This window comes from Rhodopseudomonas sp. P2A-2r (assembly GCF_026015985.1).
GTDB lineage: Bacteria > Pseudomonadota > Alphaproteobacteria > Rhizobiales > Xanthobacteraceae > Tardiphaga.
Genome location: NZ_CP110389.1, coordinates 5,577,074 through 5,592,952 on the forward strand (window position 1 = coordinate 5,577,074; position 15,879 = coordinate 5,592,952).

11 protein-coding genes and 2 pseudogenes are annotated in these 15,879 nt (G+C 65.2%); 12 read left to right on the top strand and 1 reads right to left on the bottom strand.

Annotated features, from left to right (window positions below; all coding sequences use genetic code 11):
* Positions 1 to 286: 286 nt before the first annotated feature.
* The 12 genes and pseudogenes from tkt (at position 287) to ONR75_RS27020 (ending at position 12,580) form a co-directional block, all read left to right on the top strand.
* Complete coding sequence (gene tkt, locus ONR75_RS26965) at positions 287 to 2,275, top strand: transketolase (RefSeq protein ID WP_265079949.1); 1,989 nt, start codon at positions 287 to 289, stop codon at positions 2,273 to 2,275.
* Positions 2,276 to 2,397: 122 nt separating this feature from the next.
* Positions 2,398 to 3,404 (top strand): annotated as a pseudogene (gene gap, locus ONR75_RS26970) (type I glyceraldehyde-3-phosphate dehydrogenase).
* Positions 3,405 to 3,579: 175 nt separating this feature from the next.
* Positions 3,580 to 4,782: a phosphoglycerate kinase gene (locus ONR75_RS26975; RefSeq protein ID WP_265079950.1), complete on the top strand. Its 1,203-nt coding sequence runs from the start codon at positions 3,580 to 3,582 to the stop codon at positions 4,780 to 4,782.
* 82 nt (positions 4,783 to 4,864) lie between these two features.
* Positions 4,865 to 5,083, top strand: a complete 219-nt coding sequence (locus ONR75_RS26980; RefSeq protein ID WP_265079951.1) for a hypothetical protein — start codon at positions 4,865 to 4,867, stop codon at positions 5,081 to 5,083.
* A gap of 157 nt (positions 5,084 to 5,240) precedes the next feature.
* Positions 5,241 to 6,308 (top strand): class II fructose-bisphosphate aldolase, encoded by a 1,068-nt coding sequence (gene fba / locus ONR75_RS26985; protein ID WP_265079952.1) that lies wholly within the window; start codon positions 5,241 to 5,243, stop codon positions 6,306 to 6,308.
* A 68-nt stretch (positions 6,309 to 6,376) separates the two neighbouring features.
* Positions 6,377 to 6,583 carry an antitoxin MazE family protein gene (locus ONR75_RS26990; protein ID WP_265079953.1) on the top strand — a complete coding sequence of 69 codons (207 nt, stop codon included), beginning with the start codon at positions 6,377 to 6,379 and terminating at the stop codon, positions 6,581 to 6,583.
* Positions 6,580 to 6,903: a type II toxin-antitoxin system PemK/MazF family toxin gene (locus ONR75_RS26995; protein ID WP_265079954.1), complete on the top strand. Its 324-nt coding sequence runs from the start codon at positions 6,580 to 6,582 to the stop codon at positions 6,901 to 6,903. The genes ONR75_RS26990 and ONR75_RS26995 overlap by 4 nt, the downstream gene beginning before the upstream one ends.
* Positions 6,904 to 6,935: 32 nt before the next feature.
* Positions 6,936 to 7,969 (top strand): annotated as a pseudogene (locus ONR75_RS27000) (class I fructose-bisphosphate aldolase).
* 6 nt (positions 7,970 to 7,975) lie between these two features.
* On the top strand, positions 7,976 to 8,656 hold the full coding sequence (locus tag ONR75_RS27005) for a thiamine phosphate synthase (RefSeq protein ID WP_265079955.1): 681 nt from the start codon (positions 7,976 to 7,978) through the stop codon (positions 8,654 to 8,656).
* Between the two features lie 8 nt (positions 8,657 to 8,664).
* Positions 8,665 to 9,747: a tetratricopeptide repeat protein gene (locus ONR75_RS27010; protein ID WP_265079956.1), complete on the top strand. Its 1,083-nt coding sequence runs from the start codon at positions 8,665 to 8,667 to the stop codon at positions 9,745 to 9,747.
* A gap of 105 nt (positions 9,748 to 9,852) precedes the next feature.
* On the top strand, positions 9,853 to 10,638 hold the full coding sequence (locus ONR75_RS27015; protein WP_265079957.1) for an inositol monophosphatase family protein: 786 nt from the start codon (positions 9,853 to 9,855) through the stop codon (positions 10,636 to 10,638).
* Between the two features lie 163 nt (positions 10,639 to 10,801).
* Positions 10,802 to 12,580 (top strand): lysozyme inhibitor LprI family protein, encoded by a 1,779-nt coding sequence (locus ONR75_RS27020; RefSeq protein WP_265079958.1) that lies wholly within the window; start codon positions 10,802 to 10,804, stop codon positions 12,578 to 12,580.
* A 139-nt stretch (positions 12,581 to 12,719) separates the two neighbouring features.
* Here the strand turns inward: ONR75_RS27020 and ONR75_RS27025 are convergent, their stop codons facing one another.
* The gene (locus tag ONR75_RS27025; RefSeq protein WP_265079959.1) at positions 12,720 to 15,878 is read right to left on the bottom strand and encodes a multidrug efflux RND transporter permease subunit; all 3,159 of its coding nucleotides are present in this window, start codon (positions 15,876 to 15,878) and stop codon (positions 12,720 to 12,722) included.
* Position 15,879: the final 1 nt, after the last annotated feature.

Consider the following 15,879-nt stretch of genomic DNA (forward strand, 5'->3'; position numbering starts at 1 on the left):
TGTTTACGCGGACCTTCGCTGCAAAACCCGCCGGGGCGCAAAAACTGCGGCTCGGCAAGCGTTTAGGCGGGGAAATTTACGTGGCAAGCAAGCCTGGCGCAACGCTGCTCAGCAGCTATGCACCGCAAAGGCCATAAAAACGGGCGATAACGACCCGCCGGCTTGGACTCCCGGGAACGCAGATGCTATCCAGCGCTTTCTCCACCGGTATACCGAGACTTCGCTGCACGCCGCATGTCCCGCGGATGCGGAACGTCCCCACCCTTCCACGCAGACGGAAACGATCATGACGCAGGTTGATCACGCAAAGATGGCCAATGCGATTCGGGCGCTGGCCATGGATGGCGTCGAAAAGGCCAAATCCGGCCATCCCGGCCTGCCGATGGGCGCCGCCGACGTGGCGACCGTGCTGTGGACCCAGTTCCTCAAATTCGATGCCGCCGACCCGCGCTGGCCCGACCGCGACCGCTTCGTCCTGTCGGCGGGCCATGGCTCGATGCTGCTCTATGCGCTGCTGTATCTGACCGGCAACGAGGACGTTACCCTCGACCAGCTCAAGAACTTTCGTCAGCTGCATTCCAAGACCCCGGGCCATCCCGAGAACTTCATCACCGCCGGCGTCGAGACCACCACCGGCCCGCTCGGCCAGGGCGTCGCGTCCTCGGTCGGCACGGCGCTGGCCGAACGGCTGCTGGCCGCCGAATTCGGTGACATCGTCGATCATTACACCTACGTGCTGTGCTCGGACGGCGACCTGATGGAGGGCGTCAGCCACGAGGCGCTGGCGCTGGCCGGTCACCTCAAGCTGTCGAAGCTGATCCTGCTGTGGGACGACAACGGCATCACCATCGACGGCCCGCTGTCGCTGTCGGACAATGTCGACCAGGTGGCCCGCTTCAAGGCTCATGGCTGGAACGCGGTCCATGTGGACGGTCACGACCAGAAGGCCATCGCCGCCGCCATCACCGCCGCGCAATCGTCCGACCGCCCGTCGCTGATCGCCTGCAAGACCACCATCGGCTTCGGCGCCCCGACCCGCGCCGGTACCTCGAAGGCCCATGGCGAGCCGCTCGGGGCCGAGGAACTGGCCGGCGCCAAGAAGGCGCTGGGCTGGAATTACGGCCCGTTCGAAATCCCAGACGACGTGCTCGCCGCCTGGCGCGCGGTCGGCAAGCAGGGCGCCACCGCCCATGTCGACTGGCAGGAGCGCTTTGACGCCCGGCCGGATGCCGAGCGCGCCGAATTCATGCGCCGCGTCATCGACCGCAAGCGCCCGGAGGGGCTCAATGACGCCATCCGCGCGCTGAAGAAGCAACTGGTCGACGCGCCGCAGACCATCGCAACGCGCAAGGCCAGCGAGCTGGCGCTGGAAGCGCTGGTCGCCGTGATGCCGGAACTGCTGCTCGGCTCGGCCGATCTCACGCCGTCCAACAACACCCGCACCAAGCACGCCAAGGATGTGACGCCGACCGATTTCAGCGGTCGCTATATCCACTACGGCATCCGCGAAATGGGCATGGCCGCAGCCATGAACGGCATCTCCACCCATGGCGGATTTGCGCCGGCCGGCGGCACCTTCATGTGCTTCACCGATTATGCGCGGCCCTCGATGCGCATCGCGGCGCTGTCGCACATCCCGGTGGTCTACATCATGACCCACGACTCGATCGGCCTCGGCGAAGACGGCCCGACCCACCAGCCGGTGGAGCATCTGGCCTCATTGCGGGCGATGCCCAACATGCGGGTGTTCCGCCCGGCCGACCCGGTCGAGACCGCGGAATGCTGGCAGCTGGCGCTGGAAAACACCACCGGCCCCACCGTGCTGGCGCTGTCGCGGCAGAACCTGACGCCGGCGCGCACCGTGCATCACGATGAAAATCTCTGCGCGCATGGCGGCTACGAGCTGGTCGCCGCACAGGGTGAGGCCAAGGTCTCGATCTTCGCCTCCGGCTCCGAGGTCGAAATCGCAGTCGCCGCCCAGAAGCAGCTGGCAGACAAGGGCATCGCCGCCCGCGTCGTGTCGGTGCCGTCGCTCGAACTGCTGCTGCAGCAGTCGCCGGAAAAGCAGCAGGCCATCATTGGCAAGGCGCCGATCAAGATCGCCGTCGAGGCTGCGGTGCGGTTCGGCTGGGATGCGGTGATCGGGCACGATGGCACCTTCATCGGCATGAGCACGTTCGGGGCGAGCGCTCCGGCGAAGGAATTGTACAAGTTTTTCGGCATCACGGCGGAAGCCGTGGTGGACGCCGCCACCAAGCGCCACAACGCGGCCTAACCCCTGACGGAATGCCGGCGCATAAGACACATTGCGCCGGCGTTCCAATCAGGGCATGGAACGCGCGTCAAACGTCACCATATGCAAGCAACGCCAAGGTTTTGAGCTAAGGGAGAAGTTGAATGGCAATCCGGGTTTCGATCAACGGGTTTGGCCGCATCGGCCGCAACGTCCTGCGGGCGATCTATGAGTCCAAGCGAACCGACATCGAAGTCGTCGCCATCAACGATCTCGGCTCGGTGGAGAGCAACGCCCATCTGCTGCGCTTCGACAGCGTGCACGGCCGCTTCCCCGGCGAAGTCACCGTCGACGGCGACAGCATCGATATCGGCCGCGGCAAGATCAAGGTCACCGCCGTGCGCGATCCCAACACGCTGCCCTGGAAGGACCTCGGCATCGACATCGCGCTGGAATGCACCGGCATCTTCAGCGCAAAGGCGAAGGCCTCGATGCACCTGACCGCCGGCGCCAAGCGCGTGCTGGTGTCCGCCCCTCGGACGGCGCCGACGCGACCATCGTCTACGGCGTCAACCACAAGACCCTGACCAAGGATCACCTGGTCGTCTCCAACGGCTCCTGCACCACCAACTGCCTGGCGCCCGTCGCCAAGGTGCTGAACGAAGTCGTGGGCATCGAGACCGGCTTCATGACCACGATCCACGCTTACACCGGCGACCAGCCGACGCTGGACACGCTGCACAGCGACCTCTATCGCGGCCGCGCCGCGGCGATGTCGATGATCCCGACCTCGACCGGTGCCGCCAAGGCCATCGGCCTAGTGATGCCGGAACTGGCCGGCAAGCTCGACGGCGTGTCGATCCGCGTGCCGACCCCGAACGTGTCGGTGATCGACCTCAAGATCGTCGCCAAGAAGGCAACGACCAAGGAAGAGATCAACGGCGCGTTCAAGGCCGCCGCTGCCGGCGAACTGAAGGGCATCCTCGGCACCACCAGCCATCCGAACGTGTCGATCGACTTCAACCACGACCCGCATTCCTCGACCTTCGCCTTCGACCAGACCAAGGTGCAGAACGGCACGCTGGTGCGCGTGCTCTCCTGGTACGACAACGAGTGGGGCTTCTCGAACCGCATGGCCGACACGGCTGTGGCGATCGGCAAGCTGATCTGAGCTAACGCATACTTCATGGTTCGGGACGCGCGCCGAGAGGCTCGCTCCTCACCATGAGGAGCCGTAACTGAGCGCGAGGAGCATTTCTCCTCGCCGCGAGCGCAAACGCTCACCCTGAGGAGCCGAGCCAAGCGAGGCGTCTCGAAGGATGAGCTTCAAGGCACCGGGGCTCATCATGACCAATTCCTTCCGCACCCTCGACGACGTCAACGTTTCCGGCAAGCGCGTGCTGGTGCGCGTCGATCTCAACGTGCCCATGGACAATGGCCGCGTCACCGATGCCACGCGGCTCGAGCGCATCGCTCCGACCATTACCGAGATTTCCGGCAAGGGCGGTCGCGTCATCCTGCTGGCGCATTTCGGCCGGCCCAAGGGCGTCGATCCCAAGCAGTCGCTCAAGCCTGTCGCCGCCGCGCTCGCAGACGTCATCAAGAAGCCCGTCGCCTTTGCCGACGACTGCGTCGGCGATATCGCCACGAACGCGGTGGCGGCCATGAAGGATGGCGACATCCTCTGCCTCGAAAACACCCGCTTCCATACCCGCGAAGAGAAGAACGATCCGACCTTCGTTGCCCAACTGGCGGCACTTGGCGACATCTGGGTCAACGACGCGTTCTCGGCCGCGCACCGCGCCCACGCGTCGACCGAAGGCCTCGGGCACGTCCTCCCCGCTTTCGCCGGCCGTACCATGCAGGCCGAGCTGGTGGCGCTCGGCAAGGCGCTCGACGCGCCGACCCGCCCGGTGATCGCCATCGTCGGCGGCGCCAAGGTGTCGTCGAAAATCGATCTGCTGGAAAACCTCGTCACCAAGGTCGACGCGCTGGTGATCGGCGGCGGCATGGCCAACACATTCCTGCACGCCCAGGGTTTTGGCATCGGCAAATCGCTGTGCGAGAAGGACCTCGCCGCCACTGCCCTGCGCATCATGGAAAAGGCCGAGACCGCCAACTGCGCCATTATCCTGCCCGTCGATGGCGTGGTCGCCACCAAGTTCGAAGCCAATGCCCCGTCGCACGCCTATGGCATCGAGGCGATCCCGGACGACGGCATGATCCTCGACGTCGGCCCGCGCTCTATCGACCGCATCAATGCGGCGATCGACGATGCCGCGACGCTGGTCTGGAACGGCCCGGTCGGCGCCTTCGAGATCGCGCCGTTCGACAAGGGTACCGTCTCCAGCGCCAGGCACGCCGCGGCGCGCACCAAGGCCGGCAAGCTGGTCTCCGTGGCCGGCGGCGGCGACACCGTCGCTGCACTCAACCATGCCGGCGTGGCGGAGGACTTCTCCTACATCTCGACCGCCGGCGGCGCCTTTCTGGAATGGATAGAAGGCAAGCCATTGCCGGGCGTCGAGGTTTTGAGGGTTGCAAAGGGCTGACACTACACTTGCCGGGCGCGAGTGTTTCCGCTATGTTCTGTTTATGGTCGATGCTCCTACCGATGCTGTACCCCAGATCCTGATGAAAATTCAGGAGAGCATTGGCACGCTCAGATCGGAGAGAGGTCAGTTCAGACAGGCGACGGAAGCACGGTTCGAAAACATCGAACGCATCATGTCCAAGCAACGCCGCGATAGCGCCGGAATGCTTGTCATGATGCGCGCCACGGTCACCGATTTCGACGAACGCGTCAGCGAGGTCGAGGAGCGCGTGGCTGCCTTGGAAGCTGGCGACAACTGACACCCCCGCTTGTATGCGCTCCGTCCTAGTTAACCTCCACGCCAGCCGCGACCTTCGGCAGCTTGGATTCCCCGCCCGTCGCGTTAAGAGCGGGGGTCGTTCGTCTGTCGCCGGTCAATCCGGATCGACCGCGCCCCACCCTTGCAAGGAGTTCCCCATGGCCCGTATCACGCTGCGTCAACTGCTCGATCATGCTGCAGAACATGACTATGGCGTGCCGGCCTTCAATATCAACAATATGGAACAGGCGCTGGCGATCATGGAGGCAGCATCGAGCGTGGACGCGCCGGTGATCATCCAGGCCTCGCGCGGCGCCCGCTCCTACGCCAACGACATCATGCTCAAGCACATGATGGATGCGGTCACCGAAATCTATCCGCAGATCCCGGTCTGCGTGCATCTTGACCACGGCAACGGCGCTGCGACCTGCATGACCGCGATCCAGGCCGGCTTCACCTCGGTGATGATGGACGGCTCGCTGAAAGCCGACGGCAAGACCCCGGCCGACTGGGACTACAATGTCGGCGTCACCAAGACCGTGACCGACATGGCGCATCTCGGCGGCATCTCGGTGGAAGGCGAACTCGGCGTGCTCGGCTCGCTGGAAACCGGCATGGGCGACAAGGAAGACGGCCACGGCGCCGAGGGCAAGCTGTCCCACGACCAGCTGCTGACCAATCCCGACGAGGCCGTGAAGTTCGTCCAGGAGACCCAGGTCGACGCGCTGGCCATCGCCATGGGCACCTCGCACGGCGCCTACAAGTTCACCCGCAAGCCGGATGGCGACATCCTGGCCATGGGCGTGATCGAGGAAATCCACCGCAAGCTGCCCAACACCCATCTGGTGATGCACGGCTCGTCGTCGGTGCCGCAGGACCTGCAGGACATCATCAACGCGTTCGGCGGCAAGATGAAGCCGACCTGGGGCGTGCCGGTGGCCGAGATCCAGCGCGGCATCAAGCATGGCGTGCGCAAGATCAACATCGACACCGACAACCGCATGGCGATGACCGGCCAGATCCGCAAGATCCTCGCCGAGCATCCGGAAGAGTTCGACCCGCGCAAGTACCTGAAGCCGGCGATGGAGGCCATGGTCAAGCTGTGCAAGCAGCGCCTGCAGGAGTTCAACACGGCTGGACAGGCAGGCAAGATCAAGAAGGTCCTCACGCCCGCCGACATGGCCAAGCGCTACGCCGCCGGCGAACTGGCGCCGAAGATCGCCTGATCGGCGACTGCAAAGCTTGAAGCGACAGGCGGCCGGCCATATGTTACATGTAACAAATGGAGGCCGCCATGTCCGATGGTGCCAAGCGCGTCCGCAAGCACCGCGAGAAGATGAGAGCCGCCGGCCTCAAGCCGGTGACCATCTGGGTACCGGATGTGAACGCGCCGGACTTCAAGGCGCAGGTCGCTCGCGACATCGCGGCCATTAATGCCAGTGCAGACGAAAAGACCATCCTCGACGAGCTTTCGGAAATCGAAATCGAAGGCTGGAAATGAAGCGCGGCGACCTTGTGACCGCCGTGATGCAAGGCGCCTATGGAAAAGCGAGACCGGCGGTCATCATTCAAGCGACTTGGGTCGAGGGTTTGAACTCGGTAACGTTCTTGCCGCTGACCAGCGAGCTGTCGACCGCCCGGATATTTCGGATTTTGGTTGAGCCGACGTCCGAAAACGGCCTGCAAGTGACATCTCAGGTTATGGCCGATAAATGCGCCACGTTGCCGCGCACGAAGATCGGGCCTGTCTTCGGACGCCTGGCTTCTAACGATATGGAGCGCGTCGATCGCGCATTCGCAATTTTTACAGGGCTTGCCTGAAGACCGCCCAATATAGGCAATAGGACTGAGCTATGAACCTCGCCGATCTCAACAAAGTCGCTCTCGCCATGGTCGCGCCCGGCAAGGGCCTGCTCGCCGCCGACGAATCCGGCGGCACCATCAAGAAGCGCTTTGACGCGATCGGCGTGGAGTCCACCGAGGCCACCCGCCGCGACTATCGCGAGATGCTGTTCCGCTCCAGCGCAGCGATGACCGAGACCATTTCAGGCGTGATCCTGTACGACGAGACCATCTGGCAGAACGCGGCCGACGGCACGCCGCTGGTGAAGCTGATCGAGGCGGCCGGCGCCATTCCCGGCATCAAGGTCGACGAGGGCACGCAGGCGCTGCCGAACTGCCCAGGCGAGACCATTACTGTCGGCCTCGACCGGCTGGCCGAGCGCCTTGCGAAGTACTACGAGCGCGGCGCGCGCTTCGCCAAATGGCGCGCGGTGATCGATATCAACCAGTCCGCGCATATTCCCAGCATGACCGCGATCCACGTCAACGCCCACGCGCTGGCGCGCTATGCGGCGCTGTGCCAGCAGGCGCAGATCGTGCCGATCGTCGAGCCGGAAGTGCTGATGGACGGCGATCACGACATCGACCGCTGCGTCGAGGTCACCACCCGGGTACTCAACAAGACCTTCCAGGAGTTGCGTATCCAGCGCGTCGCGCTGGAGGGCATGATCCTGAAGCCGAACATGGCGATAGCCGGCAAGAAGTGCGCAAAGCAGGCCAGCGTCACGGAAGTCGCAGAAAAGACCATCCGGATGTTGAAGGCCTGCGTGCCGGCGGCGGTGCCGGGCATCGCCTTCCTGTCCGGCGGCCAGTCCGACGAGGACGCCACCGCGCATCTCGACGCCATGAACCGGATCGGCGGACTGCCGTGGCCCCTCACATTTTCCTATGGCCGCGCGCTGCAGGCGGCGCCGCAAAGGCATGGTCCGGCAAGGCGGAGAACATCGCCGCCGGCCAACGGGCCTTCACCCATCGCGCGCGCATGAATTCACTCGCCAGCACAGGCACGTGGAGCGCAGCGCTCGAAACCGACAAGGCAGCTTGAGTCCCGATGGCCAGCAAACCAGTTCCACCGCCGCCGATACCGCGGCTCTATCTCGCCACGCCTGAGGTTGACGATCCCGCGTCGCTGGCCGCCGGCCTCCCCGCACTGCTTGATAACGCCGACGTCGCCGCCGTCCTGCTACGGCTCAAGACCACCGACCAGCGCACCATGATCGCCCGCATCAAGGCACTTGCGCCGGCGGTGCAGAACGCCGGCGCGGCGCTGCTGATCGAGGGCCATGCCGAGCTGGTGGCGCGCGGCGGAGCCGATGGCGCGCATCTTAACGGCATAGAGGCGATGTCGGACGCGCTGCCGACGCTGAAGCCGGACCGCATCTGCGGCGTCGGCGGCCTGCCGACGCGCCACGATTCCATGGCGGCGGGCGAAGCCGGCGCCGACTACGTGCTGTTCGGCGAGCCCGACGCGCAGGGGCAGCGGCCGTCGACCGAGGCCATCGCCGAGCGGCTGAACTGGTGGGCCGAACTGTTCGAGCCGCCCTGCGTCGGCTATGCGGTCTCGCTTGATGAGGCGCGCGCCTTTGGCGCTGCCGGCGCCGATTTCGTGCTGGTCGGCGACTTCATCTGGGACGACCCGCGCGGTCCCGCAGCGGCGCTGATGGACGCGGAAACCGCGATCCGGCAGGGTCACGCCGCGATGGCCGGAAAAGTCGAAGTTGAACAGGAATGACGCCAGGCATGACAATCCTGCGTCCGATCGCGTTGCTGGCGGCGTGCCTGGCCTGGGCAGGCGGCGCCATGGCGCAGATCTCGCTGACGCCCCCGGCTGCGCAGGCGCCGGCCAGCAAACCGGCCCCGGCAAAACCGAAGGCCGCGCCCAAGCCCGCCGCAAAAGCCCCGGTAGCGGCAAAGAAGCCCGCGGTGGTGCCTCCGGCACCATCTACAGCGCCGACTCCTGCAACATCCGCCCCGACGGGCGACGCCAACGTGGACCTCGTCTACGGCGCCTATCAGCGCGGCCAGTACAAGACAGCCTTCGATCTCGCCTCAAAGCGCGCGGAGGAGAATAACGACCCCAAGGCGATGGCCATGCTGGGCGAGCTCTATGCCAACGCGCTGGGGGTCAAACGCGACTATGCCAAGGCGGCGGAATGGTACCAGCGTGCCGCCGAGCGCGGCGATCGCGAAGGCATGTTCGCGCTGGCGATGCTGCGGCTGTCCGATCGCGGCAATACCGGCAACCGTAGCGAGGGCGCCAAGTGGCTGGCCTCCGCCGCCAAGCTCGGCAGTCCCAAGGCGGCCTATAATCTGGCGCTGCTGTATCTAGACGGCCAGATCTTTCCGCAGGACGTCAAGCGCGCCGCCGAACTGCTGCGGGTGGCCGCCGACGCCGGCAACCCCGAGGCGCAATACGCGCTGGCCACCTTCTACAAGGAGGGCACCGGGGTAGAGAAGAACATCGAAAAGGCGGTGCGCCTGCTGCAGGCCGCGTCATTGGCCGACAACGTCGATGCCGAGGTCGAGTACGCCATTGCGCTCTACAACGGCACCGGAACACCGAAAAACGAGGCCGCCGGGGTGGCCTTGCTGCGCAAGGCTGCCCGGCAGAACAGCCCGATCGCCCAGAACCGGCTCGCCCGCGTGCTGGTGACCGGCCAGGGCGCCCCGATGGACAAGATCGAGGGGCTGAAATGGCATATCGTGGCCAAAACCGCCGGCAAGGGCGACCTGATGCTCGACGAGATGCTGGCCCAGGCCACGCCGGAGGACCGCACCAAGGCCCAGGAGGCCGCGCGCAAATGGCTCGGCGTCGACAAATGATCCACCCTTGACGTGCGCAGCCCCAACGGGCACCCATCGCCCCTCAATCATCCCTGTCCAGACCTGCTGCCGCGATTTGGCGCCAGGTCGTCTTGAGTCCAAATCATGATCAATTCCGCTCTCATGAACGTCATGGTCAAAGCCGCGCGCCGCGCCGGCCGCAGCCTCAAGCGCGATCTCGGCGAAGTCGAGAACCTGCAAGTGTCGATGAAGGGCCCGGCGAACTTCGTCAGCCTCGCCGACAAGCGCGCCGAGGAGATGCTCTACACCGACCTCAACAAGGCACGGCCGGGCTACGGCTTCCTTGGCGAGGAAGGCGGCAACCGCGAAGGCACCGACAAGACCCACACCTGGGTGGTCGATCCGCTCGACGGCACCACCAACTTCCTGCACGGCATCCCGCAGTTCGCGGTCTCGATCGGCCTGTTGCGCGAAGGCGTACCGATCGCCGGGTTGATCTACAATCCGGCCAATGACGAACTCTACATGGCCGAAAAAGGTGGCGGCGCGTTTCTGAACGATACCCGCCTGCGTGTCGCCGGCCGCAAGCAGCTCAACGAATGTGTCATCGCCTGCGGCCTGCCGCATATCGGCCGCGGCGACCACGAGCAGTCGCGCAAGGAAATGGCGGCGCTGCAGCCCAAGGTCGCCGGCCTGCGCCGCTTCGGCGCCGCGTCGCTTGACCTCGCCTTTGTCGCCGCCGGCCGCCTCGACGGCTACTGGGAACGCAACCTGCAGCCTTGGGACATCGCGGCCGGCATCATCCTGATCAAGGAAGCCGGCGGCACCGTCGGCGACATTCATGGCGGCGACGTGCTGAAGACCGGCAACATCGTCTGCGGCAACGAATTCGTCTATAGCGAGCTGACGAAGATTCTGAAGCCGCTGTAGGCGACAGGCGCCGTCAATCCGGGACGCGGGCGTATTCCAGGCGCATGCGAACCCGGAATGACAGGATCCCGGCCCATGGAACTCGCGGGAGCACCGGTGCGTTCCTTATCTAGGCCGCCCCGTTGAGACCATTCAGGTTTCACAGACCGGCCTGGAGCTGGTGATGCGCCTTGCTGCGAGAGTGTTCTGTGTCGGACTGCTAGGCCTTGCCAACATCAGCAGCGCATCAGCCCAGGGCCTTGACCGTTTCTTCGAGGACATCGGCCGTCTCGGTCAACCGCGCAGGGCGGCGATCCAGGCCGAATGGGAACGGATCTCTCCCGGCGAGATGCGGTGCATCGACAACGCACTGCGCGGCGCCCGCAGATCCGTGAATAGGCTGATCGATCGCGGCATCGGCCCCACCGACAGCCGCGTGGCCGGCATCGTCGATGATTGCCGCGCCAACGCGGACGTCAACGTCCCGCGTGTTACGGCCACGCCAAGCTTCAACTGCAACGTCGCGACACAGCCGGACGAAATCGCCATCTGCGGCAATCCCGAACTGGCGCGTCTCGATCGCGCCGTCGTGGAGGGCTATCAGCAGGTGATCGGCAGCGATGGCGCCGACACCGCGAAAAGCATTGCCGAACCGCTGCTGCGGCGCCGGCACGCCTGCGGGCCCGATGCGGATTGTATCAAGCGCGTGCAACTGGCGGCCATCGCCGCCTTCCAGGCGCGCGGCGCGCCGGTGCAGGTGCCGGCCGCGGCGCAGGTGACCGCACGCGACAACCCGGCCTATGTCGTCAACGGCATACGGCTCGGCAGCGCCGTCAACGTCGGCAGCCCCGACTATCTGGACTACGCCTGCGCGCCCAGCCAGCAATATGCCGGCTTGACCGGGTGCCAGCGCCAGACCGCAGAACGCTCGGGCCGCCGTCGCGTCTCCGAGGCCTCGGCGTTCCTGCACGCCGCCGACGGGTCCGTGGTCTATATCAACCAGAGCCTCGATCCCGTCGTCATGGACGACATCGACGCCCACGACGAAATCGCCCGACTGTCGGAAACGCTCGGCAAGGCAACGCTGCTGCCGCTGCAGGACGCCAGAGGCGTAGCCAGCGGGGTTATCGCTTCTTGGGGCGCGGTATCGATGCAGCCGCTGGAGCCGGAGCGCAGGGCAGCGCTGGCCGCCGGCACCGACGACGCGCCGGGCATCCTGATCGACAGCGGCAACAATCTGCAAAGGTCGGCGCAGCTGGGGTTACCGATCTACCGGCTCGGCGGCGGAGCCGGCTACGTCTGGTCTGCCAGTTGGAACGGTCGCGGCCGCGGCACGCTGCGTATGCTGGCGATCGATGCGTCAAAACTGCCGGGCGCGGCGGCGGACACGAAACCACCAGAGCCAGCCGCCGTCGCCCCTGCTCCGGCCGCTGGGACCGCCGCGGAGGCGCCGAAACCTGTCGACGCAGCAGTGCCGCCGCAAGCTGCCGCGCCGACGGTTCAGAAGCCTGCGGAGCCCGCTGTCGCCCCGCCACAAGCGAAGGCCGCGCCTCCCGCCGAGGTGCGGGTCGTCGGCCCACCGATCGCCTTGCGCCCCACGACACCGGTCGCCACACCAACACCGACGCCGACCAATTCAGGCGGCGGCAACGGCCTGGTGATCTTCCTGAGTGCACTGGTAGTCGTGTTGCTGGGCGCGATCGGCTATCTCTGGCGGAAATCGCGCGTCAACACGGTTGAGACCCCGGCAGCCCCTGCGGCTGCTCCGGTCACCACTCCTGCGCCACAATCGACAACTGACGCGGTTGCTACGCCAGTGTCGGAGAAAATAGATCTGCCGGCGCTGGTGCCCGCCGAGTCGCCGGACAGTATCGCCGCGTCCGCGCCCGAGATGGCCGAACCGCATGTTGCAGAAGCAATTGCGCCCGCTGCAAACGAAGTGGCGAAGCAGTCCCCACCGTAGGCGCCTCGAATGAGGGGCTCCGGGCTTGGAGCGTGTGGCCCCTCACGCTCGAACCGCTTCGCGGATCAGTCCACCCTTTCCCACCTAGCGAAGCTTCGCTTCGCGCGGGGGAGAGGAAGGAAGTAAAGAGTAACGTTTGTTACGGATGCGCGGCCGTCGCCTGTCCGGCCGGCTGTTCCGACTTCACCTCATCCGTCTTGGTTTCCTTGTCCGGATTGAACAGCCGCTGCACGGCGACGAAGAACACCGGGACCATCAGCAGCGCCAGCACCACCACCGCGATCATGCCGCCGGTGACCGACGTACCCAATGCCTGCTGGCTCTGGGCGCCGGCGCCGTTGGCAACCACCATCGGCAGCACGCCGCAGATGAAGGCCAGGCCGGTCATCACGATCGGGCGGAAACGCAGGTAGCAGGCTTCCATAGTCGCGTCGATCAGCGACTTGCCGCCAGCGCGCAGGTCCTTGGCGAATTCGATGATCAAGATCGCGTTCTTGGCCGCTAGCCCGATGATCGTGATCAGACCCACCGTGAAGTACACGTCGTTCGGCAATCCGCGCAGCGTCGCCGCCAGCACGGCGCCGCAGATGCCGAGCGGCACCGTCATCAGCACCGCCATCGGGATCGTCCAGCTCTCATAGAGCGCGGCGAGCACCAGGAACACCACTAGCGCCGACAGGCCGAGCAGGAACGGCGCCTGCGAGCCCGACAGCTTTTCCTGCAACGACTGGCCGGTCCACTCGAAGCCGAAGCCGCGCGGCAGAAGGCCCGCCAGACGCTCCATCTCGTTGATGGCGTCGCCCGAGGTAAATCCGGGCCGCGCCTCGCCGGAAATGCGCACCGCCGGATAGAAGTTGAAGCCGGTGATCTGGGTCGGGCCCTTCGCCCATTCCACCGTGGCAAAGGAGGAGAACGGCACCAGCTGCCCGCGGCTGTTCTTGACGTTGTAGTTCAGGATGTCGGTGGCGTTCATCCGGTTGGCGGCTTCCGACTGCACCACGACGCGCTGCATGCGGCCGCGGTTCGGGAAGTCGTTGACGTAGTTCGAGCCGAGATTGGTCGAGATCGTCGAGTTGATGTCCTCGAAGGTGACGCCGAAGGCGCCGGCCTTTTCGCGATCGATCATCAGGTTGACCAGAGGCGCCGGCGGCAGGCCTTCGACGAAGACCTTCTGCAGCACCGGGCTGGCATTGGCATCGGCGATCAGCTTGTCGGACGCGGCGTTCAGCGCAACAAAGCCCTTCTGGCCGCGATCCTGCAGGCGGAAGCTGAAGCCCGAAGAGTTACCGAGGTTGTCTATCGGCGGCGGCTGCAGTGCGGAGATCTTGGCATCGCGGATCGACGACAATTCGCGGTTGATGTCGTTGACAAGGGCGGCGGCGGAATCGCCGGGCGGACGCTCGGACCAGTCCTTCAGGGTGATGAAGGCCTGCGCGGTGTTCATGCCCTGGCCGAGAAAGCTGAAGCCGGTGAGAAACACGACGCTTTCAATGCCCGAACGCTTCTTCAGATATTCCTCGACCTTCTCGATCGCCCCTTCGGTGCGGGCGAACGACGAATCGGACGGCGTCTGCACGTCGGTGGTGATGAAGCCCTGGTCGTCGATCGGCAGGAAGCCGCCGGGCATCCGCATGAAGCCCCAGGTGAGACCGACCAGCAGCGCGACATAGACGACGAGCAGTCGCCCGGTGCGCTTCAGCGACCAGCCGACCGTCTTCGAATAGCCGTCGCGGGTGCCGTCGAGCTTGCGGTTGAACCAGCCGAAGAAGCCCTTCCTGGCGTGGCCATGGCCTTCCTTGATCGGCTTCAGGAAGGTGGCGCACAAAGCCGGCGTCAGCGACAGCGCCAGCAACGCGGAGAACGCGATGGAGGCGACCATGGTGACGGAGAATTGCCGGTAGATGATGCCGACCGAGCCCGGGAAGAACGCCATCGGCACGAACACGCCGATCATCACCAGCGTGACGCCGATGATGGCGCTGGAGATCTGGCTCATCGCCTTCTTGGTGGCCTCCTTCGGCGGCAGGCCCTCTTCGCTCATGATGCGCTCGACGTTCTCCACCACGACGATGGCGTCGTCGACGAGAATGCCCACGGCCAGCACCATGCCGAACATGGTGAGCATGTTGATGGAGTAGCCGGCCATCAGCAGCATCGTGCAGGTGCCGAGCAGCGCGATCGGCACCACGATGGTCGGGATCAGCGTGTAGCGGAAGTTCTGCAGGAAGATGAACATCACGATGAAGACCAGCGCGACCGCCTCCAGCAGCGTGTGAACCACCTTCTCGATCGACGCTTCGACCACCGGCGTGACGTTGTAGGGAATGTCGTAGGCGATATTGGCCGGGAAGAAGTTCGACAGCTCCTTCATCTTGGCTTCGATGGCGGCGGCGGTGGCCAGCGCGTTGCCCTTAGGCGACATCAGCACGGAAAGGCCGGCCGTCGGCTTGCCGTCGAGTCGGGTGGTGAACTGATAGCTGAGGCCGCCGACCTCGATCCGCGCGACATCGCGCAGCCGCACCGTGGAACCGTCGGAATTGGCGCGCAGCACGATGGCGCCGAATTCCTCCGGCGTCGTGAGCTGGCCTTTGACGAGCACGAGCGAGGACGTCTTGGTGGTCGCGGTCGACGGCTCGGCGCCCACGCTGCCGGAGGCGACCTGGGCGTTCTGCGCAGCGATCGCCTTGTTGACGTCGTCGGAGGTCAGATTGTAGCCGACCAGCCGGGCCGGATCGACCCAGACGCGCAGCGAGCGCTCGGTGGAATACAGCGAGGCACGGCCGACGCCGGGAATGCGACGGATTTCGCCGAGAATGTTGCGGATCATGAAGTCGCCGAGGCCGACTTCGTCGAGGCTGCCGTCGGTGGAGCGCAGCGTGATGATGTTGAGCACCGCAGCGGAGGCTTCTTCCACCAGAATGCCCTGCTGAATCACCGCGCGCGGCAACCGCGCTTCGACGCGCTTCAGGCGGTTCTGCACTTCCACCGAAGCCTGGCTTGTGTCGGTGCCCGGCACGAAGTTGGCGATGATTTCCACGGCGCCGAGCGAGTCGGACGTCGACTCGAAGTTGAGAATGCCGGCGGCGCCGTTGAGCTCTTCCTCAATCAGACGTGTGACTGAGTTGTAGAGGTTCTCCGGCGACGCGCCAGGATAGCTGGTGGAGATCGAGATCGAAGGCGGCGCGATGATCGGGTACTGCGCAATCGGCAGCTGCGGAATGGCGATGGCCCCGAACAGACAAATGAAAAGCGCTACGACCCAGGCGAAAATCGGCCTGTCGATAAAGAAATTAGCCATG